The following is a 19,487-nucleotide window of genomic DNA, read 5'->3' on the forward strand; positions in this document are numbered from 1 at the left end:
CCATGACGTCACCGTCGAACATCGCGGCCGGTTGCGCGGCGCCGGACCAGTCGGCACCGATTCCCGCCAGCGTGGACCTGCACCGCGAGACCGTGCTGACCGGCATCGTGAGCAACGCCGAGGGCGAGCCGGTCGGCGGTGCCTACGTGCGGCTGCTCGACTCGTCGGGCGAGTTCACCGCCGAGGTGGTCTCGTCGCCCGAGGGCGTGTTCCGCTTCTTCGCCGCGCCCGGCTCGTGGACACTGCGCGCCCTGAGCCGCAGCGGCAACGGCGAGGCCGTCGTCGACGCCACGGTCGGGCTCAACGAGGTCGGGCTCACGGTCAACCCGGCCTGATCGTTTCGTGGTGGCCAGGGCGGTTCCCGCCCTGGCCACCTTTCTATCGCGGGGTCGCGTCCCATTTCCAGGACGTCTGCCGCGGACGGCCGGGCAGCTCGATCCGGCCCGTCGTCCACAACAGAGCCGACCACGGATCGGTGTCGCCGGGCACGTCGCGAAACAGGCGGGCCAGTGCGGCCGCACAGAGGTCGGCCGGGGGCTGCCAGTCGACGTCGAGGCCCGCGGCCACGTCGCGCAGGTGGACCAGCACCTCGACGACGCCCATCGCGGCGAAACCGCTCGGGTCGGACATGCTGTAGCTGTGGTGCGTCAGTCGATCGGCCGGCGCCGTGGCGACCATCGCCGCCAGCAGGGCACCACTCGACTCCAGCACCGCGAGCAGGCCGTCGGGGCCGTCCTCCGGTTCGACGAAGATGGTCAGGTTCGGACCACCCTCGCGGCTGCGGCCGAACCCGAACGGCACCCAATCAGTGCGCGCCGCTTCGACCGGGGCCAACTGAGCCGCGTACGCGAAGAGGTCGTCCGCCGTGTGCTCGATGGTCTCCCAGCAGGTCCAGGTCAGGTCGCCGGCCGGCACGTGCCAGTCCTTCTCACGCACGGGCGTCAGCATCTCGCGGGCCAGGGCCACCGCGCGCGTCACATCGTCAGGTTTCATCGCCTAACTTCATAGGCGAGCCGGGCCCGGCCGCCAAGCGAATTAGCCCGGACTGGCCCCGGTGACGACCACGGCTGTCGACGGGACCTCGGGGCGACGGCGGGTCAGACGACGTACGCCCGTGTTGAGAACGGCGATCAGCGGAACCGCGATGAGCGCGCCGACAATGCCGGCCAGCACGACGCCCGAGGCGATGCCGACGATCACCGCGAGCGGATGGATGGCCACCGCCCGGCCCATGATCAGCGGCTGGAGGATGTGGCCCTCGACCTGCTGCACCAGGATCACCGCACCCAGCACGATCAACGCGATCACCCAGCCCTTGTCGACCAGCGCCACCAGCACGGCGACCGTCCCCGACACGCCCGCCCCGACGATCGGGATGAACGCGCCCAGGAAGACCAGCGCGGCCAGCGGGAACGGGAACGGGATCTTGAGAACGACCAGGGCGATGCCGATGCCGACCGCGTCGATGAACGCGACCAGCACGGTGGCCCGCACGTAGGCACCGAGCGTGGCCCACGAGGCGTCGCCGGCGTCGGCCAGCGACCATCGGGCGTTCACCGGGAACAACCGCACGATGAAGCGCCAGATCTTGCGGCCGTCGCGCAGCAGGAAAAACGTCGAGAACAGCACCAGCAGCGCGCCGGCCAGCAACTCGAACACGGTCGCGGCGGTCGAGATGCCGGTCGAGGTGAGCGACGCGGTGTTCGAGTTGATCCAGTTCTGGGCGTTGTCGATGGCCTGGTTGACCTGGTCGTCCGAGAGGTGCAGCGGACCGGTCTTGGCCCACTCCTGGATCGTCCGGATGCCCTGGGTCGCGCCCTGGGTGAGCTGCGGCAACCCGTTGAGGAACTGGTTGATCACCAACGTGAAGGTGCCGGCGACCGCGGCCAGCCCGAAGAAGAGCACAAGAAACGTGGCGAGCGACGGCGGCAGCCGCAGCCGGCGCAGCCAGCCGACGGCCGGGGCCAGCAGCGCCGACAGCAGCAGCGCCACCGAGATCGGGATGACGACCACGCTGATCACGCCGATGAAGCGCAGCAGCGCCCAGGCGACGACGCCGACGACGATCAGCCGCCAGCCCCAGGCCGCGGCGATCCGCAGCGAGTGGGGCACCTCGGCGTCGTCCCGGCTGTTCGTCGAATGGTGCACGTCGTCCGGCTCGGGACGCGGCGGGGCGAAATCGACCTCGGCGTCCGAATCCGGCCGGGAGTCCTCGCGCGCCAGGCGCACGGACTCACGACCCGAGTCGTACGCCCGTCTCAGGTTCTCGCGGACACGCTGCAAGCGGCTCAACCGGACCGACCCCCTTTTCGCGTTAACAACCTAGTGCCCGAAAGCTCCCACCGGGGCCGTCGCCACGGCGGGACCGGCAGAGCATGGTCAAGAACACGGGCGTACCGTCTCCCACCGTGAGCTCCGACGCCCGAACCGAGAGCGGCTTGCCGATCCGCATGCTGCATGACCGAGTGCTCGTCCGGCAGGACGGGGGTGAGGGCGAACGTCGCTCCTCCGCGGGCATCGTGATTCCCGCGACCGCGTCGATGGGCCGGCGGCTGTCGTGGGCCACCGCCGTCGGGGTCGGGCCCAATGTGCGCTCGATAGTCGTCGGTGACCGCGTGCTCTTCGACCCCGACGACCGCTCCGAGGTCGAGCTGCACGGCCGGGAGTATGTGCTGCTCCGCGAGCGTGACGTGCACGCGGTGGCCGCCAGCCGGGTCGAACCCGACGGCACCGGTCTCTACCTCTAGATCGTTACCACGTCTGCTCCGGGGCGGCCGGTCGCCGATCGGGTGACTACGCTGGCGGCATGGCCGACGTTTCGCCGGGCGGAACGCCCTCCCCCGACCCCAGCGCGCTCGCGCCGGCCGTCGGGCCTGCTCCCGCCGGGCCGGTTGCCGCCGGGCCCGCTCCCGCCGAGCCGGTTGCCGCCGGGCCTGCTCCCGCCGGGCCGGTTGCCGCCGGGCCTCTCGACGCCGCGTACGCCGCCGCAGCCCGACGCACGGGCTGGCGCCGGTGGCTGCCGATCGCCGGGGTGGTCTCGTTCCTGCTGGCCGGGGCCATCGGCATGCTGCTGTTCCTCGGCGTCAACATCGGCCTCACCGGCCTGATCGTCGGCCTCGTCGCCGCCGTGCTGCCCGTGCCGTTGCTGGTCGCCAGCTTCCTCTGGCTCGACCGCTACGAACCCGAGCCCATCCGTTACCTGGCCTTCTGTTTCGCCTGGGGCGCGGCGATCGCGACCGCGGTGGCGCTGGGCGTCAACACCGGCGCGTCGATCCTGTTCGACAAGTGGGGCCTGCCCGAGGCGCTGGTGGCCGTGCTGGTCGCGCCGTTCATCGAAGAACTGATGAAGGCGGCCGGCCCGCTGCTGCTCTTCTGGCGTCGCCGCGCCGAGTGGTCGGGCATCACCGACGGCATCGTTTACTGCGGCCTGTCCGCACTCGGCTTCGCCATGGTCGAGAACGTGCTCTACCTCGGCCAGCACGGCTACGCGACCGGCGTCGAACAGTTCGGCCCGGCCACCGGCCTGCAGAACCTCTTCGCCATCTTCATCGTGCGCATCCTGTTCACCGGCTTCGCCCACCCGCTGTTCTCGGCGATGACCGGCATCGGGCTCGGCATCGCGGCGCGCTCGGGCGACCGCCGGGTGCGCTGGCTCGCCCCGATCGCCGGCCTGCTGCTCGCGATGATCCTGCACGGCACGTTCAACCTGCTGCCCACGCTCTCGCTGAGCCTCGCCCAACCCCTGATCATGCTGTACGGATACCTGGGGTTCATGGTTCCGCTGTTCTTCGCGGTCGTCGGCTTCGCCATCGCGCTGCGCAGCTGGGAAGGCCGGCTCACCGAGCGGATCCTGCCGTTCTATGTGAACACCGGCTGGTTCTCCCCGCCCGAGGTGGCGGCGCTGGGCAGCCTCGGCCGGCGCTACTCGGCCCGGCAGTGGGCCCGGCGGGTCGCGGGCGAGTCCGGCCAGAAGGCGATGCGCAGCTTCCAGTTCGCGTCGACGCAGCTCGCGTTGCTGCGCGACGGCATGAACCGGGGGCTCGACCGCAAGCCGCAAGACATCGACCGGGCGGCGGCCGAGGAGCAGCGGCTGCTGAGCGAGATCCTGGGCTATCGGGCGGTCTTCACGGCCCGGGACCCGCAGGCGCCGCAGGCCTTCTGGGACGGACGCAACTATCAGATCGCCTTCCCCGACGGGGTGACCCGCACGGTCCCGCCGCCGGTCGAGCCGGTGGTTCCGTTCCCGATCGTGATCAGCCAGCCGGCGTACGCCTTCGGGGCGCTGGGCCATGGGGCGGGGCAGGGCGGGGCTCCGGGGTATCCGCAGAGCGGGGCTCCGGCGTATGGGGCGCCCGGCTATGGGCCACCGCCCGGCTATGCCCAGGCGCCTGGCTATGGCACCCAGCCCGGCTATGGCACCCAGCCCGGTTATGGCAGCACGCCCGGCTATGGCAGCACGCCCGGCTATGGCACCCAGCCCGGTTATGCCCAGCAGCCCAGCTATGGGCCGCAGCCGGGCTCCACGCCACCGCCCGGCTATGTCCGGCCGCCCGCCCCTGACTACAGCGCCCAGCCGGGTTACGCCCCGCAGCCGGGCTACGCGCCACAGCCGGGCTATGCGCCGCAGCCGGGCTATGCGCCGCAGCCGGGCTATGCCCCGCAGCCGGGCTATGCGCCACAGCCGGGCTACTCCCAGCCCGGATATCAAGCTCAGCCGAGCCACGGAGCGCAGCCCGGATATCAAGCTCAGCCGAGCCACGGAGCGCAGCCCGGATCTGAACCTCAGCCGGGCTATGGAACGCAGCCGGGTAATGGAGCTCAGCCCGAGGTGGGCGCCCAGCCGAGCATCGGCAGCCAGCCTGCTTACACCCACCCGCCGCTGCCGGGTTATCCCGCTCCCCCGCCCTTCGCGCCCGCCCCCACCGACCCGGCGACTGAGACGACGACAGAAGCGCGACCTGCGAACGAGAACCCGCCGGCCCAGCAATAACTCCCCGGCTCAGGTGGTCGGCGGGTGGCTCAGGCCCGGGCGTGGCGTGTGCTTGCGGCGCCCCGGGTGCGAACGGCCCTGCCAGCCGACCGCCCGCCGCACCAGGCGCGGCGCCTCGGCATGGTCGATACCGCTGGCACGCAGGATGTCAGTGGCGGTGGTGCGGATCTGCGCGACGATCACACCGCCCGAGAAGCCGACCCCTTCCTCGTACGCCTTGCCGCACTCGGCCGCCGCCAGCAGCGCACGCTCTCGTGCCACGACCGGTTCCACGCCTTTCGCCCACTCCTGGCGCAACAGGTCGACGGCGTCGCCGAGCAGCCCCACCGATACCGCCAGCACTTCGGGGATCACCTCGTCGTCCCCCAGCGCGGTGTCGGCTCGCCGGCTCATCACACGGGTGTTCCTCAGGGCGTACGTGATGTGGCTGGCCCCGTCGACGTAGAGCGCCAACGCCCCCCGGTTGTGCCAGCGAGCCGGCGCGAACGCCACGTTCTCCCGCGCGGCGGTGACCGCCGACGAGAACGCCGCGAAGGTCGCCTCCGCACCTCGCAGGCGGGTCAGCGCGTCGTCGATCGTGGTCCGGTCGCGTTCGGCCATTCCGATGCCGACCTGATGCAGGCCGTCGGCGAGCGCGCGCAGCGCGGGATCGGCCGCCCGCCGCACCACGACCAGCGGGTTCAGCGGCAGCAGCACCGTCATCACGACCAGCCCGACCCCGCCGCCGACGAGCGCGTCGAAGAACCGCGTCCACGGCAGTCCCGTCGAGGTGGTGAGGGTCGCGACCAGCACCGCCGAGGACGCCGACTGCACCACCAGCGGCGTTCCCCCGCCGACCCCGGTGGCGACCATGACCGCGAGCAGCACGATCAGGCCGATCTGCCAGGGACCGCTGCCGATCAGCAGGATGATCGCGTCCCCGATGCCGATGCCGATCGCGACCCCGACGACCAGTTCGGCTGTGCGGCGCGCCCGCTGCCCGAGCGACGACGCCAGCGTGATCACGGCCGCGATCGGCGCGAAGAACGGCGAGGGGCGCCCGAAAACGTCGTGCGCGAGCCACCAGGCCAGGCCGGCGGCCAGTCCCGCTTGCACCGCCAGGCCCAGTCCGTGCCGCACCCGCCGTACGCCGTCGCCCGCGCCGGACAGCGAACGGCTGCTCACCCGGGCCAGCGCCCGTGCGACGCGCCCGTGGTCCGCCACTCCGGTCATGACTCCAAACACTAGGTCCTTTCGCAGCCTGAGCACGAAACCACGAACAGACGCCGCTGCCTGCGGACAACCAGTCAGGCCGCACCGATCAACGCCTACGCTCGTCCCACCCCTGGGTGGGCGGGCTGGCTGGCACGCGCTAGGGACGGACGATCGCGGCCGGTGGGGTGGTGTCAGGATTGCGGGGTGGAAAATCTTGTGGAGCGATTCCGGGACGCGGCGCGTGCCGCGGGGGCCACGGCCGCCGACGGCGATCTCGAGGCCGCCGGCGGTTACCTGGTGGGGCGGTGGTCAGAGCCGCAGCGGCAATATCACACCGTCGAGCACCTGACCGCCGTACTCGATGTCGTTGATCGGTTCGCCGAGTTGGCGCCGCATCCGGAGCGGGTCCGGCTGGCGGCCTGGATGCATGACGCGGTCTACGACCCGCGGGCGCTCGGGGACGCGAACGAGCGGGACAGCGCCGAGTTCGCCGAGGGCCTGCTGACCACCCTGGGTGTGCCCGAAGACACCGCCGCCGACGTCGCCCGGCTCGTGGGCCTGACCGCCGGGCACGCGACCGAGCAGGACGACCCCGACGGTGAACTGCTGTGCGACGCCGACCTCGCCGTCCTGGCCGGCGACGACGAGGCGTACGCGCGATACACCGCGGCCATCCGCCGGGAGTACGCGCACGTGCCCGACGACGCTTTCAAGGCCGGCCGCGCCCAGGTGCTCAAGGCGCTGCTCGAACTGCCGTCGATCTATCGCCTCGCGCCGTTGCGGGAGCAGTGGGAGACGCGGGCCCGCACCAACCTGGAGCGCGAGCTCAACGGCTGAGCGTCGAGGGCTGCGGCGGCCGGTGCAGGTGCTTGGGGCGCCGTAACCCTGAGGAGCGCAGTCGGGCGGCCAGCTCCCGGGAGGGCAGCAGCGTCGCTCCGAGCCAGAGCGCGCTGCGGAACCGCGTATCCGGAATGTCGTAATGGTCCCGGTCGAACGCGCGAAGCGGCGCGCCCAGGATCTCGGCGAACACGTGCAGTTCGTCGTAGCTCAGGTCGCTGACCAGGTGAGACCAGAACCGCCCGCGGGCCGGCCAGCGTGGCTCGTCGACGAGGATCAAAGGTCGACGTGCAGCAGGTCGACCCCGCGGTCGGCGGCGAAGCCGCGCACGTCGGGCGCGCCCAGCCGGGCCGCGTCGGCCGCCGCGTCGTCGGGCATCGTCTGCGACTGCCGCTCGGCGGCCACCCGGGCCAGGTAGTGCTCGATCTCGCGCGAGCGCACCGCCTCGTCCCAGCCCAGCGCCTCGCCCATCACCTCGGCCGCGTGGGCGGCCGACTCGGCGCCCCGGTGCGCGGTCTCGATCGAGATGCGGGTGCGCCGGGTGAGCACGTCGTCCAGATGAAGGGCGCCTTCGGCCAGAGCCGCGTACGCCACCTCGGCCGCCAGATATTCCGGAGCCCCCGTGAGCGGCGTGGCCAGCGACGGATCCGCCTTGATCATGGCTAGCAAGTGCACCGAGAGGGTGCCGTAGCGCTCCAGCAGGTGTTCGATCACGCCCGTGGTGACGCCGTGGCGCCGAGCTGTGTCTTGCCGGTCGCGCCACGCGGCCGCGTAGCCGTCGGCCCCGAGCAGTGGCAGCTCGGCCGTGCGCGAGGGCCGCTCGGGACCGCCGAGGCGCCGGACGGCCCGGTCGATCACGTCGGCCGCCATCACCCGGTAGGTCGTGTATTTGCCGCCCGCGACCAGCAGCAGCCCGAGCATCGGCTCGACCACGGCGTGCTCGCGGGACAGCTTCGACGTCGAGTCGGCCTCGCCCGAGAGCAGCGGCCGCAGCCCGGCGTAGACGCCCTCGATGTCGTCGGTGGTCAGCGGCCGGTCGAGCACCGTGTTCACCTGATCGAGCAGATAGCGGATGTCGCGCGCCGAGGCCGCCGGGTGGGACCGGTCGAGCTTCCAGTCGGTGTCGGTCGTGCCGATGATCCAGTGGCCGCCCCACGGGATGACGAAGAGCACCGACGTGGGCGTGCGCAGGATGAGGCCGGCCTCGCCGGTGATCGCCGAGCGGGGCACCACGAGGTGGACGCCTTTGGACGCGCGCACCGTGAAGCCGGGGCGGACGCCGACGTCGCGCAGCATCTGGGACATGTCGTCGCTCCACACACCGGTGGCGGCGACGACCGTGCGCGCGCGGACCTCGAACTCGGGCGCGTCGGGCGACTCGAGGTCGCGAACGCGGACGCCGACCACCTCACGCGCCTCGCGCACGAAGCCGACCACGCGGGCGCTGGTCACCACGGCCGCGCCCAGGCTGGCCGCCGTGCGCGCCAGGTCGACCACCAGGCGGGCGTCGTCGACCTGGCCGTCGTAGTAACGGATCGCGCCGCTGAGCACGTCGGCCCGCAGGCTCGGGAACAGGTGGCGGGCGCCGTCGCGGGAGAGGTGGCGATGCAGCGGCATGCCCCGGCCGGTGCCGAAGACGCCGGCGAACGCGTCGTAGGCCGCCACGCCCAGGCCGTAGTAGGCCCGGCGGCCGACCCGGGCGGCCGGGTTGCCCGCGGGCAGCGGCACCAGGATCGGCACGGGCCGCACCAGGTGGGGCGCGAGCCGGGTGGAGAGCAGGCCGCGCTCGGTCAGCGCCTCGTGCACCAGGTGCAGCTCGAGCTGCTCCAGGTAGCGCAGGCCGCCGTGGATCAGCTTGCTGGACCGGCTGGACGTGCCGGCCGCGAAGTCACGAGCCTCGACCAGGGCGACCTTGAGGCCGCGGGAGGCCGCGTCGAGAGCGGCGCCGGCGCCGGTGACCCCGCCACCGATGACCAGGACATCGAACTGCTCGTCGCGCAGGCGCCGGAGGTCGGCCACCCGTCGGATAGGGGAGAGCCGGCCGGCGGCGTAACGGGAGACCGAGGGATCGCGCACGGCTCCCACCGTAGCGCTCGCGACGAGCGGGCAAACAGAAAGGGCGGGCCGCCGAAGCGACCCGCCCTGTTCTTTGGCTAGCTCAGCCTATGACTGGACTCAGAAGTCCATGTCACCGCCGCCCGGGGCGCCGGCCGGAGCCGGGTTCTTCTCGGGCTTGTCGGCCACGACGGCCTCGGTGGTGAGGAACAGCGCGGCGATCGACGCGGCGTTCTGCAGCGCCGAGCGGGTGACCTTGGCCGGGTCGATGATGCCCGCGGCCAGGAGGTCGACGTACTCGCCGGTCGCGGCGTTGAGGCCCCAACCCGACTCGAGGTTGCGCACCTTCTCGACCACGACGCCACCCTCGAGGCCGGCGTTCACGGCGATCTGACGCAGCGGGGCGTCGAGCGCGACCTTGACGATGTTGGCACCGGTGGCCTCGTCGCCCACCAGGTCCAGCTTGTCGAAGGCCGACTTGCCGGCCTGCACGAGCGCGACGCCACCACCGGGGACGATGCCCTCCTCGACGGCCGCCTTCGCGTTGCGAACGGCGTCCTCGATGCGGTGCTTGCGCTCCTTGAGCTCGACCTCGGTGGCCGCGCCGACCTTGATGACCGCAACGCCGCCGGCCAGCTTGGCCAGGCGCTCCTGCAGCTTCTCGCGGTCGTAGTCGGAGTCCGACTTCTCGATCTCGGCGCGGATCTGGTTGACCCGGCCCTGGATCTGCTCGGCGTTGCCGGCACCGTCGACGATGGTGGTCTCGTCCTTGGTGATGACGACCTTGCGGGCCGAGCCGAGCAGGCTCAGGTCGGCGTTCTCCAGCTTGAGGCCGACCTCTTCGCTGATGACCGCGCCACCGGTGAGGATGGCGATGTCCTCGAGCATGGCCTTGCGACGGTCACCGAAGCCGGGGGCCTTGACGGCGACCGACTTGAAGGTGCCGCGGACCTTGTTGACGACCAGCGTGGCCAGGGCCTCGCCGTCGACGTCCTCGGCGATGATGACGAGCGGCTTGCCGCCCTGCATGACCTTCTCGAGAACCGGGAGCAGGTCCTTGACCGCCGAGATCTTGCTGTTGGCGATGAGGATGTAGGGGTCGTCGAAGACGGCCTCCATGCGCTCCGCGTCGGTCATGAAGTAGGCCGAGACGAAGCCCTTGTCGAAGCGCATGCCCTCGGTGAGCTCGAGCTCGAGACCGAAGGTGTTGCTCTCCTCGACGGTGATGACGCCTTCCTTGCCGACCTTGTCCATGGCCTCGGCGATGATCTCGCCGACCGTGGAGTCACCGGCGGAGATGGAGGCGGTCGAAGCGATCTGCTCCTTGGTCTCCACGTCCTTCGAGAGCTGCTGAAGACCCTCGGAAACGGCCGCGACGGCAGCCTCGATGCCCCGCTTGAGGGCCATCGGGTTGGCGCCCGCGGCGACGTTGCGCAGACCCTCGCGCACCAGAGCCTGGGCGAGGACGGTCGCCGTCGTCGTGCCGTCGCCGGCTACGTCGTCGGTCTTCTTGGCGACCTCCTTGACCAGCTCAGCGCCGATCTTCTCGAAGGTGCCCTCGAGCTCGATCTCCTTGGCGATCGACACACCATCGTTGGTGATGGTGGGAGCGCCCCACTTCTTCTCGAGCACGACGTTGCGGCCCTTGGGGCCGAGCGTCACCTTGACGGCGTCAGCGAGCTGGTTCATACCGCTCTCGAGGCCGCGACGAGCTTCCTCGTCGAATGCGATGATCTTGGCCATACGGCTGTGTCCTCCTGGACAATCGAGGTGCAAGACCGCGTGGCCCTGCCCTCCGCACCTTGTTACCGAAACACTGCGCGGAACTCTGCGGACGTCGCCACCTGGCGTCGCGACGTCCTCAGGCCGAGCCGGATAGCCCGCGACGACCGGCCCCGTGTCTCGGCGCCGATGGCGACGCCGCGACCGAGACCCCACCGTCCCGACCTGCTTGGCACTCAACAGACGCGAGTGCCAATGACTTGTTTAGCACTCTCGGGGGGCGAGTGCAAGGAAACGCCGTTCTCCCCGGGCCCCTACTCCTCGGGGGCGCTGAGCTCGGCGCGCAGCGATCCGCTGGTCACCGGTTCGGCCAGGCGACGAGCCTGGGCGTACGACACCAGGGCCGCTATCGCCCAGAGCTGAACCAGGACGACGGCGACCGCGGTCGAGGCGATCGCGCCGGCCAGCCGGTCGACCACCTCGGGCACCACCGTGACCGCGGCCGAGGCGGCGATCAGCCCGGCCGGTTGCACCCGCGAGAGCAGCCGCGCGGCCCGCCGCGGGTGCCCGCGCTCGACCAGCACGACGCAGCCGAGCACCCCGCCGAAGGTGAGCAGGACGGTCGAGCCGATGGCGTGCACGACCCAGAGCGGGGCGGCCGCGCCGGGGCCCAGCCGCTCCTCGGTGATCAGCAGCGGCAGGCCCGCGATCAGCAGGGCGATGGCGGCGAACCAAAGCCACAGCGCCCGCAGGCGCTCGGCGACCAGCGACCAGACCCGTCCCAGCCGGGGTGCGACGCCGTCGGCTGCCGTCGGCACCGCCACGCCCACGGTGCCGGCCAGCCCGATGACGAGCGGCAGGGCCGAGACCGTGAAGAAGGCCAGCCACATGATCGGGAGCAGCAGCAGGCCGAACCCGCCGGCCATCTCGACCAGGGCCGGGGCGGCCACCACCGTGTCGTCGACGCGGCCGACGAAGAAGTGCATGGGCAGCGCGGCCAGCGCCGTCACCGGCAGCAGCCGCACCCGGTTGCGCACGAGCACCGCGCCCGACCGCCGCCACCAGTGCGCCGAGCCCGGCCCGGCCACGAGCGGATCGGATAGCGGCGGCATCGGAGCCGGAGCGCGGTGGGAGGCGAGGTCGGCCGTGCTGCCTTCGGGGTCGAACGGGTCGGCGGCGGCCACCACTGGTGCTTCCACCATGAAGATGCGGGCCTCGCCGTGGTCCATCGGGACACCATGCCGCAGCGCGGGGTCTGGCCGCCACCCCGTCCGATTCACGGCAACCCGGTTGCCGTACCCACCTCGTACGGGGTAATCAGGACGGCATGGGCAGCTGGAACGTGCATCGGGTAACGGCGGACGACGCGGCCCGCATGCGCGCGCTACGGCTCGAGATGCTCGCCGACAGCCCGCTCGCCTTCCTCGAGACCCTGGCCTCGGCGGCCGCCCGGTCCCACGAGTCCTACCGGCAGCGCGTCATCCAGGCCGCGACCGGTGACAGCATCGCGAGTTTCGTGGCCGACCCGGGCAACGGCGAGCCGCTCATCGGCCACGCGGGCGGCACGGTGGCGCCCGAGTTCCCCGGCGAGACGCTGATCTTCGCGGTCTACGTGACCCCCGCCCGGCGCGGCGGCAAGGTGCTGGCCGACCTGATCGAGGCGGTCGCCGAGTGGTCCCGGTCCGCGGGCCGCCGGCGCACGATGCTCGAGGTCGTCGTCGGCAACGACCGCGCCGTCCGGGCGTACGAGAAATTGGGCTTCACCGACACCGGCGAACGCGTGCCCCACCCGGTGATCCCGACCCTCACCGAGCTGCGGATGCGCCGGAGCGTGTGATGGCCGCCCGGCACGTGGCGCGAGGCCTGCTCACCGCGGTGAACGGCACCACCGCCGCGGGCCTGGTGATCGCCGTCGTCACGCGCACCCGGCTGCGGCGCGGGCGGCACGGCGTGCTGATCGCCGAGGGCTACCGCCTGCCGATCCCGCCGGCCTCGTGCTTCACGGTCGGCTCGGTGATCCTGACCCGGCGCAGCGCCGCCTGGCTGCTGGCCGACGAGCGCGCCGAGCTCTTCGGTCACGAGCACCGCCACGCCGCTCAGTACGCGGTGCTCGGCCCGCTGTTCTGGCCCGCCTACTGGGTGGCCTGCGGCTACTCCTACGCGACGACGGGCTCGTGGGGCGTCCGCAACCTGTTCGAGCGACACGCGGGCCTGAAGGCCGGCGGTTACCCCACCGACCTGCCCCTGCGCCCCTGGGTGCTGCGGCTCAGAGGTCGACCTGCCAGTCGATCAGGGCGTCGACCGCCCGGAAGCCCATCTCCTGATTGACGCGGATCATGAAGGTGTTCTCCGCCGCGTTGAAAGTGTCGATCATCTGGAGGCTCGGCTTCAGCTCGCGTACGTGGGCCAGGTTGTGGATCTTGACGAGCAGGCCGAGCCGGTGGCCGCGATGGTCGGGGTCGACGATCGTGGTGCTCTGCCAGGCGTGGGCCGGCTCGTCGACGTCGCTGCCGATGTAGGTCCAGGCGGCAAGCCGGTCGCCGATCAGGGCACCGGCCTGATAGCCGATGCGGCCACGCCTCGCCCGCGCCTGTTCGGCCTGGCGGATCCGTTCGGCGTCCATCCTCTCCGGCTCCCAGTTCATGTCACCGATGGGAGCGTCGGCGTTCATCCGGCTCTCCAGGTAGGCCACGCCGTCGATCACGTCGTCCGGGGGCACGCCGACCCAGCGCTTCAGCCGGTAGCCCTCGGCGTGCTTCCACGCGTCGTCCATCAGCTCGGCGAGCCGGGGTTCGTCGAGCGTGGTCAGGTCGAGGCGGCTGCGGACCTCGGAGAGCCCGGCCCTGGCCCCGACCGACTGGGCGAAGGCCCGGCCGCCGGGATGCCGGTCGACGGTCTCGCCCTGCACGTGCTTGCGGCCCCTGGCCCGGGCGCGCTCGACGGCGAGATCGAACAGGGCCCGGCCCACGCCTTGGCGACGGCACTCCGGCCGGACCTGCAGGGCGATTTCGACATTTTCCACGTTGTCGAGCTCGGGGAACCTGAGGACCAGGAAGCCGACCGGCTTCCCGTCCAGATAGCCGAGGTAGCGCTCGCGTGTCTGGCCGGGTGGCGGATTGTCGAAAACCGCCAGGAAATTCGTCCGGCTGATGACCGGGATGTCGGGCCACTCGTGCCGCTCCACCGCCGTCGAGATGTCGTAGGCGATCTCGGGAGACGTCAACGGACCCGTCGAAATGCGCATGGCCGTCACCCTGTCGGGTGACGGCCATGAACGCTATCGAATTTGGACCTTTTAGCAAGCAGTTGGTCGGGAGGGCGGACGCACAGCGCCTCCGGCGCTGGGTCGTTGGGCCCCTCGAGAGATTGTCGCCAAGCTCGAGGTGAGGGGCCGCGTACGGCGCCGCACCCTCCCGCAGAGAGCATCCTGCCGATCCAGAGATCCCGGCGCAAGCCCTCTCGGGATGGAATTCTCACTTGGTGCGGGATTGGCAGTTACTCACAGTCATCCCAGCAGGCCGGCCTCGCGGGCACCGCGCAGCGACGGCTTGATCTGATAGGTCGGGCCCACCTGGTCGGCCACGGCATCGATGGTCTTGAGCCCCTCACCGGTGTTGTAGACGACGGTTTCCTTGTCGGGATCGAGCTTGCCGCTCTCGACCAGCTTCTTCAGAACGGCGACGGTCGTGCCGCCGGCGGTCTCGGCGAAGATGCCGGTCGTCTCGGCCAGCAAGCGGATGCCGGCGCGGATCTCGTCGTCGTCGGCGTAGTCCATCCAGCCGCCGGTACGGCGGACCGCCTCGATCGCGTACGCACCAGCGGCCGGGTCGCCGATGTTGAGCGACTTCGCGATGCCGGTCGGCTTCACCGGCGTGATCTCGTCCGTGCCGGCCTGCAGCGCGGTGGCGATCGGGTTGCACCCGGCCGACTGTGCGCCGAAGACCGTCCAGCCGCCCTCGGGCGCGGTGGCCAGACCGATCTCGACCAGCTCGGAGAATGCCTTGTCGACCTTGGTGAGCAGCTCGCCGGAGGCCATCGGGATGACCACCTGGGCCGGGATGCGCCAGCCGAGCTGTTCGGCGACCTCGTAGCCCAGGGTCTTGGAGCCCTCGGCGTAGAAGGGCCGCACGTTGACGTTGACGAACGCGGTGTCCTCGAACTCGTCGGTCTCGACCAGTTCGCCGCAGAGCCGGTTCACGTCGTCGTAGGAGCCCTCGATGGCCACCAGGTCACCGCCGTAGACCGCGGTCGTGATGATCTTGCCTTGCTCGAGGTCGTACGGGATGAACACGATGCTGGGCACCCCGGCGCGGGCCGCGTGGGCGGCCACCGAGTTGGCCAGGTTGCCGGTCGAGGCGCAGGCGAAGCGGGTGAAGCCGAGCCCGCGGGCGGCGGTCAGCGCCACCGAGACGACCCGGTCCTTGAACGAGTGGGTCGGGTTGGCCGAGTCGTCCTTGACGAACAGTGGCGCGCGCAGGCCGACCGCGGCGGCCAGCGAGGGGGCACTGACCAGCGGGGTCAGGCCCGGGTCGAGGGTGACGCGGGTGGCCGGGTCCTGCCCGGTGGGCAGCAGGCCCGCGTAGCGCCAGATGTTCTGCGGACCGGCCTCGATCTGTTCCCGGGTGACCCGCGCGAGAGCGGCCTCGTCGTAGGCCACCTCGAGCGGGCCGAAACACTCGTAACAGGCATGCTGGGCGATCAGCGGGTATTCCGCGCCGCACGCACGGCAGACGAGGCCCTTGGCGGGCGAGGCGGAGGCTGAGCCTGATTTAGAAGCGGAAGTGGGTGCACTGACGGTAGACGTCATCGAGGCCTTCCCTCTCATCTTTCCCCGCGGCGATCTGCCGAACGAGGACGGAATTAGCACCTGCCGCGTGCGGCCTCGTCGTCGAGACTTCGCGGTGGTTGCCGGGGCTTCACAGGGCCGTTCCCTCTGCCCCTCTGGATGAGGTATTCAGTTGTTTCCCACACCTTACGACGGGATCCCGCGAGATCGCCTCCGGGATCCCGAGGTGTGAGCCGGTCTACGAGGTGACGTCCTTGCGCGTGAACCGCCAGAACGCGATCCCCCAGCACAGCGTGGCGTAGGCGACCGCGCTGATCGCGCCCTTGACCAGGTCGTCCGACTGGGCCGGGGTGGAGAGCAAGCCCTGCCACGCGTCGGCGAAGTGAGTCGGCAGCAGATAACGAAGATCGCCCAGGGCGGTGATCTGATCGAGGATGCTCGACAGGATCCACAGCATGACCGCGCCGCCCACCGCGCCCAGCGGCGCGTCGGTCAGCACCCCGAGCAGGAACGCCAGCCCGGCCACCACCAGCATCGAGACGGCCAGGTAGCCGACGATCGCGAACAGCCGCAGCAGGCCCGGGCCGGGGGCGATCTCGGCGGCCACCGTGCTGCCCAGCGGGTGCCAGCCATAGCGCAACGTGCCGGCGATCAACGCGGTCACGGTCATCGTGAGCAGGGCCAGCGCCGAATAGCCGAGCGCGACGATCAGCTTCACCGCGAGCAGCCGCACCCGCGGCACCGGAATCGCCAGCAGGTAGCGCAGGCTGCCCCAGCTCGCCTCGCTGGCCACCGTGTCGCCGCAGAAGAGCGCGACCACCACGACCAGCAGGAAGCCCGCCGAGACGGCCAGGCAGAACAGCGCGAAGTTGAGCCCGCCCGAGGTGGCCAGTTCGACCAGGCTGTCGAAGGCGCCGCCGCCCTCGTCGTCCTCGCCGCCGCCGAACTCGAAGGCGACCAGGATGATCAACGGCAGCAGCGCCATGAAGCCCAGAGCCAATTGCGTACGCCGGCGCGACGCCTGACGCCGCACCTCGGCCCACAAGGGCATGGTGCGCGACGGCCGGTATCCGACCGCCCCGGCCTCGGTCTGCACGCTCATCGGTCCCCGCTCCCCGCCGTGCTCTCTCCCACCAGCGCGAGGAAGGCGTCCTCGAGCCTTCGCCGCGGCACTACCCGGTCGACGTCGACCCCGGCGCGCACCAGCGAGGCGACGACCTCGGAGCGCGGCGTGCCGTTCATGTCGACGATCAGCCCGGACGGCCCGTCGGGCAGCACCGAGCGCACGCCCAGCTCGCTCAGCACCCGCTCGGCGGCGGGCACGTCGGACACCTCGAGCTGCACCGACGGGGAATCGCCGACGATGTCCTCGACCGGCCCGGACGCGACGATGCGGCCCTTGTTGACCACGACGGCGTGCGTGCAGGTCTGCTCCACCTCGGCCAGCAGGTGACTGGAGACCAGCACCGCTCGGCCGTCGGTGGCGTAGCGCTTGAGCACCCGGCGCATCTCGGCGATCTGCGGCGGATCGAGCCCGTCGGTCGGCTCGTCGAGCACCAGCAGTTCGGGCAGGCCCAGCATGGCCTGCGCGATCGCGAGCCGCTGACGCATGCCGTGGCTGTACTTCTTCGTACGCCGGTGGATCGAGTCGCCCAGCCCGGCGATCGCGAGCGCCTCGTCGAAGCGCGCGTCCTCCCACGGACGGCCGGTCGCCTTCCAGTACGCCCGCAGGTTCTCCTCGCCCGTCAGGTGGGGCAGGAAGCCGGGCCCCTCGACCAGCGCGCCGACCCGCGACAGCACCGGGGAGCCGGGCACGAGCCGGTGGCCGAACACCATGGCCTCGCCCTCGGTCGGCATGGTCAGGCCCATCAGCACCCGCAACGTCGTGGTCTTGCCCGCGCCGTTCGGGCCGAGCAACCCGACGACCTGCCCGCGCTCCACGGTGAAGCTGATCTCTTCCACGGCGACGAACCCGTCCGCGTACGCCTTGCGCAGTCCACGCACGACAAGGGGCGTCTCGGCGTACTCAGGGTCGGTGGGGGTCTGCTGGCGACGCAGGCCGCGCCGCCGCACGAGCAGCACCACGGCCAGACCCACGACGATCAGCGCGAGCAGGCCGCCCAGCACGTAACGCCAGATCGTCTGGGGGTTGGCGATCGGGGTGCCCACCACGGTCGGCAGTTCGAGCGCCGAGGACACCTGCACGGTGTAGGTCGCGGGCTGCACCGGGGAGAGGAACGCCTGGTCGGTCGTGGCGACGACGACCCGCACGGTGTGACCCGACTCGATGCGCCGGACGATCGCGGGAAGCCGTACGGTCTGCTCTCGTGCCTGGTCGATCGAGGCGGGCAGACCGGTGAGCCGCACGGGGGCGACCAGGCCCGCGCTCAGCGTCTCGGCGCCGGACTGGTCGACGTCGTAGAGCTTGACGAAGAGCGTGGCCTCCCCGGTCGGCGAGGCGGCGCGCAACCGCACGGTCGGCGAACCGACCACGTTGATCGGCGTGCTGACCGCCCCCGTCTCGAACGCCGCGAACTGGCCCGGGATGTCGGCGGCGACCCCGGAGAGAAGCTGGCTGAGCCGTCCACCCGTGCCGGGCAGCGACGAGATCGCGCCCGGGTTGCCGTTCGGCGGGTTCGCGATCGGCTGCGCCGGCCCCTGCAGCTCGAGGCGGGTGCTTCCGGTCCCGTTCAGGCCGGGGTACGTGTCGTCGGAATACCCGTTCGTCACGAGCCCTCGGTCGGTCGCGCTGAAGCCCGCGACCCGCGAATAGGTGAAGCTGTCGGACGGCGTGCCGCCGTCGCCCTTCACGTAGTGGTCGAGCCACTGCAGCGTCAGGAACTTCACCCTGTCTTGATCGGTCTGTGGCCCGGCGCCGCCGTCGTGGCCGCCGGTGAACCAGGCGACCCGCACCGGCGTGCCGGCCGCGGCGATGCCCCGCGCGTTGGCGTCGCCCTCGCTGAGCGGGAAGAGCGTGTCGACCGCGCCCTGGATCAGCAGCGTCGGCGCCTTGATCTGCCCGAGGGTCGCGGCCGGGCTCGACCGACGGAGCAGATCGATCGTCGACCGGTCGGGCTGGCCGGTGGTGGCCACGTCGAGGTAGGCCGCGCACACGTCGGCCGCGAACCGCCCGCAGGCCGGGTTGCCGGTCGGCACCGGGGGCGGAGCCTCGCCGCCGCCGTCGAGTGAGGCCGGCGCTCCGCCGTTGCCGAAGAAGACGCCCGCCCAGCCCTTCTTGAAGACGCCGGTCGCGCTCGTGTCGGCCGACTGCGGCAGGAAGACGTTGGTCAGGTCGTTCCAGGTGATCGAGGGGACGATCGCGTCGACCCGCTGGTCTTGCCCGGCCAGCATCAGCGCCAGCGCCCCGCCGTAGGACCCGCCGACCACACCCACCCGTGGGTCGCCGGCGGCGTCGGTCTGGATCTCGGGCCGGGTCGCGAGCCAGTCGAGCAGGCCCTGAGCGTCGCGCACCTCGTAGTCGGGGCTGTCGAGGTGGATCTGGCCGCCGCTGCGCCCGAAGCCCTGGGCCGTGTAGGTGAGGACCGCGTAGCCGCGCTCGGCCAGCGACTCGGCGTCGTCGCTCACCGACAGTTTCGTGCCCCCGAAGCCGTGCGCGAGGAGCACGGCGGGCACCTTGCCGTCGCGGTCGCGGTCGCGCGGCAGATAGAGGCGGGTGTCGAGAGCGACGCTCTCGTTGCGCTGGGGCCCGCTCATCACCGTGATCATCTGGTCCCGTTGGGTCCAGCCCACGCGGTCGGGCAGCGCCGCCCACACCACCAGCCCGGCGAGAATCACGAGCGTGACGGCGCCGGCGACCAGGCGACCACGGGTGGGCCGGCGTAACCGGCTCGACCAAGACATGTATGAACGCTAGCCGGAAGCGTCTGAACGATGCCTGTGAAA

16 protein-coding genes, 1 pseudogene and 1 riboswitch are annotated in these 19,487 nt (G+C 71.3%); of the genes and pseudogenes, 6 read left to right on the top strand and 11 right to left on the bottom strand.

Going from position 1 to position 19,487, the window contains the following annotated elements:
• Nucleotides 1-2 precede the first annotated feature (2 nt).
• Nucleotides 3-335, top strand: a complete 333-nt coding sequence (locus tag EER30_RS04625) for a DUF1416 domain-containing protein (RefSeq protein WP_127498528.1) — start codon at nucleotides 3-5, stop codon at nucleotides 333-335.
• Between the two features lie 43 nt (nucleotides 336-378).
• Here the strand turns inward: EER30_RS04625 and EER30_RS04630 are convergent, their stop codons facing one another.
• Together EER30_RS04630 and EER30_RS04635 are read right to left on the bottom strand one after the other, a co-directional pair.
• On the bottom strand, nucleotides 379-993 hold the full coding sequence (locus tag EER30_RS04630) for a hypothetical protein (protein WP_127498530.1): 615 nt from the start codon (nucleotides 991-993) through the stop codon (nucleotides 379-381).
• A gap of 42 nt (nucleotides 994-1,035) precedes the next feature.
• The gene (locus tag EER30_RS04635; RefSeq protein WP_127499360.1) at nucleotides 1,036-2,283 is read right to left on the bottom strand and encodes an AI-2E family transporter; all 1,248 of its coding nucleotides are present in this window, start codon (nucleotides 2,281-2,283) and stop codon (nucleotides 1,036-1,038) included.
• A gap of 92 nt (nucleotides 2,284-2,375) precedes the next feature.
• Between EER30_RS04635 and EER30_RS04640 the strand changes: the two genes are divergently transcribed.
• Together EER30_RS04640 and EER30_RS04645 are read left to right on the top strand one after the other, a co-directional pair.
• Nucleotides 2,376-2,747 (top strand): GroES family chaperonin, encoded by a 372-nt coding sequence (locus EER30_RS04640; RefSeq protein ID WP_432417503.1) that lies wholly within the window; start codon nucleotides 2,376-2,378, stop codon nucleotides 2,745-2,747.
• Nucleotides 2,748-2,806: 59 nt separating this feature from the next.
• A pseudogene (locus EER30_RS04645) lies at nucleotides 2,807-4,624 on the top strand (PrsW family glutamic-type intramembrane protease); the annotation flags it as partial.
• A gap of 375 nt (nucleotides 4,625-4,999) precedes the next feature.
• Here the strand turns inward: EER30_RS04645 and EER30_RS04650 are convergent.
• Entirely contained in the window at nucleotides 5,000-6,202 is a 1,203-nt protein-coding gene (locus EER30_RS04650) for an FUSC family protein (RefSeq protein WP_127498536.1), read from the bottom strand.
• 186 nt (nucleotides 6,203-6,388) lie between these two features.
• On the opposite strand from EER30_RS04650, the gene EER30_RS04655 reads away from it, so the two are divergent.
• Complete coding sequence (locus EER30_RS04655; protein ID WP_127498538.1) at nucleotides 6,389-7,021, top strand: HD domain-containing protein; 633 nt, start codon at nucleotides 6,389-6,391, stop codon at nucleotides 7,019-7,021.
• Here EER30_RS04655 and EER30_RS04660 read toward each other — a convergent pair.
• The 4 genes from EER30_RS04660 to EER30_RS04675 form a co-directional block, all read right to left on the bottom strand.
• Nucleotides 7,011-7,301, bottom strand: coding sequence for a DUF4031 domain-containing protein (locus EER30_RS04660; RefSeq protein ID WP_127498540.1), 291 nt, complete (start codon nucleotides 7,299-7,301; stop codon nucleotides 7,011-7,013). The two genes, EER30_RS04655 and EER30_RS04660, sit on opposite strands and share 11 nt — an antisense overlap.
• Nucleotides 7,298-9,097: a glycerol-3-phosphate dehydrogenase/oxidase gene (locus EER30_RS04665; RefSeq protein ID WP_127498542.1), complete on the bottom strand. Its 1,800-nt coding sequence runs from the start codon at nucleotides 9,095-9,097 to the stop codon at nucleotides 7,298-7,300. The genes EER30_RS04660 and EER30_RS04665 overlap by 4 nt, the downstream gene beginning before the upstream one ends.
• Nucleotides 9,098-9,196: 99 nt before the next feature.
• Nucleotides 9,197-10,819 carry a chaperonin GroEL gene (gene groL / locus EER30_RS04670; RefSeq protein ID WP_127498544.1) on the bottom strand — a complete coding sequence of 541 codons (1,623 nt, stop codon included), beginning with the start codon at nucleotides 10,817-10,819 and terminating at the stop codon, nucleotides 9,197-9,199.
• A gap of 293 nt (nucleotides 10,820-11,112) precedes the next feature.
• Entirely contained in the window at nucleotides 11,113-12,027 is a 915-nt protein-coding gene (locus EER30_RS04675) for a hypothetical protein (RefSeq protein WP_127498546.1), read from the bottom strand.
• 98 nt (nucleotides 12,028-12,125) lie between these two features.
• Here EER30_RS04675 and EER30_RS04680 point away from each other — a divergent pair, with 98 nt between their 5' ends.
• A complete protein-coding gene (locus EER30_RS04680) occupies nucleotides 12,126-12,635 on the top strand; it encodes a GNAT family N-acetyltransferase (RefSeq protein WP_127498548.1) in 510 nt (169 codons plus the stop codon).
• On the top strand, nucleotides 12,635-13,126 hold the full coding sequence (locus tag EER30_RS04685; protein ID WP_127498550.1) for a hypothetical protein: 492 nt from the start codon (nucleotides 12,635-12,637) through the stop codon (nucleotides 13,124-13,126). Before EER30_RS04680 ends, EER30_RS04685 begins: the two co-directional genes overlap by 1 nt.
• On the opposite strand, the gene EER30_RS04690 is transcribed toward EER30_RS04685, so the two are convergent.
• The 4 genes from EER30_RS04690 to EER30_RS04705 all read right to left on the bottom strand — a co-directional run bounded on the left by EER30_RS04690 (nucleotide 13,065) and on the right by EER30_RS04705 (nucleotide 19,445).
• Complete coding sequence (locus EER30_RS04690; RefSeq protein ID WP_127498552.1) at nucleotides 13,065-14,042, bottom strand: GNAT family N-acetyltransferase; 978 nt, start codon at nucleotides 14,040-14,042, stop codon at nucleotides 13,065-13,067. The two genes, EER30_RS04685 and EER30_RS04690, sit on opposite strands and share 62 nt — an antisense overlap.
• 261 nt (nucleotides 14,043-14,303) lie before the next feature.
• Nucleotides 14,304-15,605 carry a threonine synthase gene (gene thrC, locus EER30_RS04695; protein ID WP_127498553.1) on the bottom strand — a complete coding sequence of 434 codons (1,302 nt, stop codon included), beginning with the start codon at nucleotides 15,603-15,605 and terminating at the stop codon, nucleotides 14,304-14,306.
• An 11-nt stretch (nucleotides 15,606-15,616) separates the two neighbouring features.
• Nucleotides 15,617-15,750, bottom strand: a riboswitch (SAM riboswitch).
• 72 nt (nucleotides 15,751-15,822) lie between these two features.
• Entirely contained in the window at nucleotides 15,823-16,686 is an 864-nt protein-coding gene (locus tag EER30_RS04700; RefSeq protein ID WP_127498555.1) for an ABC transporter permease, read from the bottom strand.
• Entirely contained in the window at nucleotides 16,683-19,445 is a 2,763-nt protein-coding gene (locus tag EER30_RS04705) for an alpha/beta fold hydrolase (protein WP_127498557.1), read from the bottom strand. The genes EER30_RS04700 and EER30_RS04705 overlap by 4 nt, the downstream gene beginning before the upstream one ends.
• Nucleotides 19,446-19,487: the final 42 nt, after the last annotated feature.

It is taken from the genome of Actinoplanes solisilvae (assembly GCF_003999975.1).
GTDB classification, from domain to species: Bacteria; Actinomycetota; Actinomycetes; order Mycobacteriales; family Micromonosporaceae; genus Actinoplanes; species Actinoplanes solisilvae.

What these genes read in the sequence shown, in the direction of transcription:
- EER30_RS04625 (WP_127498528.1), top strand. Translation starts at nt 3, where the DNA reads ATGACGTCACCGTCGAACATCGCGGCCGGTTGCGCGGCGCCGGACCAG.
- EER30_RS04630 (WP_127498530.1), bottom strand. Translation starts at nt 993, where the DNA reads ATGAAACCTGACGATGTGACGCGCGCGGTGGCCCTGGCCCGCGAGATG.
- EER30_RS04640 (WP_432417503.1), top strand. Translation starts at nt 2,376, where the DNA reads ATGGTCAAGAACACGGGCGTACCGTCTCCCACCGTGAGCTCCGACGCC.
- EER30_RS04650 (WP_127498536.1), bottom strand. Translation starts at nt 6,202, where the DNA reads ATGACCGGAGTGGCGGACCACGGGCGCGTCGCACGGGCGCTGGCCCGG.
- groL (WP_127498544.1), bottom strand. Translation starts at nt 10,819, where the DNA reads ATGGCCAAGATCATCGCATTCGACGAGGAAGCTCGTCGCGGCCTCGAG.
- EER30_RS04675 (WP_127498546.1), bottom strand. Translation starts at nt 12,027, where the DNA reads ATGGACCACGGCGAGGCCCGCATCTTCATGGTGGAAGCACCAGTGGTG.
- EER30_RS04680 (WP_127498548.1), top strand. Translation starts at nt 12,126, where the DNA reads ATGGGCAGCTGGAACGTGCATCGGGTAACGGCGGACGACGCGGCCCGC.
- EER30_RS04685 (WP_127498550.1), top strand. Translation starts at nt 12,635, where the DNA reads ATGGCCGCCCGGCACGTGGCGCGAGGCCTGCTCACCGCGGTGAACGGC.
- EER30_RS04690 (WP_127498552.1), bottom strand. Translation starts at nt 14,042, where the DNA reads ATGCGCATTTCGACGGGTCCGTTGACGTCTCCCGAGATCGCCTACGAC.
- thrC (WP_127498553.1), bottom strand. Translation starts at nt 15,605, where the DNA reads ATGACGTCTACCGTCAGTGCACCCACTTCCGCTTCTAAATCAGGCTCA.
- EER30_RS04700 (WP_127498555.1), bottom strand. Translation starts at nt 16,686, where the DNA reads ATGAGCGTGCAGACCGAGGCCGGGGCGGTCGGATACCGGCCGTCGCGC.
- EER30_RS04705 (WP_127498557.1), bottom strand. Translation starts at nt 19,445, where the DNA reads ATGTCTTGGTCGAGCCGGTTACGCCGGCCCACCCGTGGTCGCCTGGTC.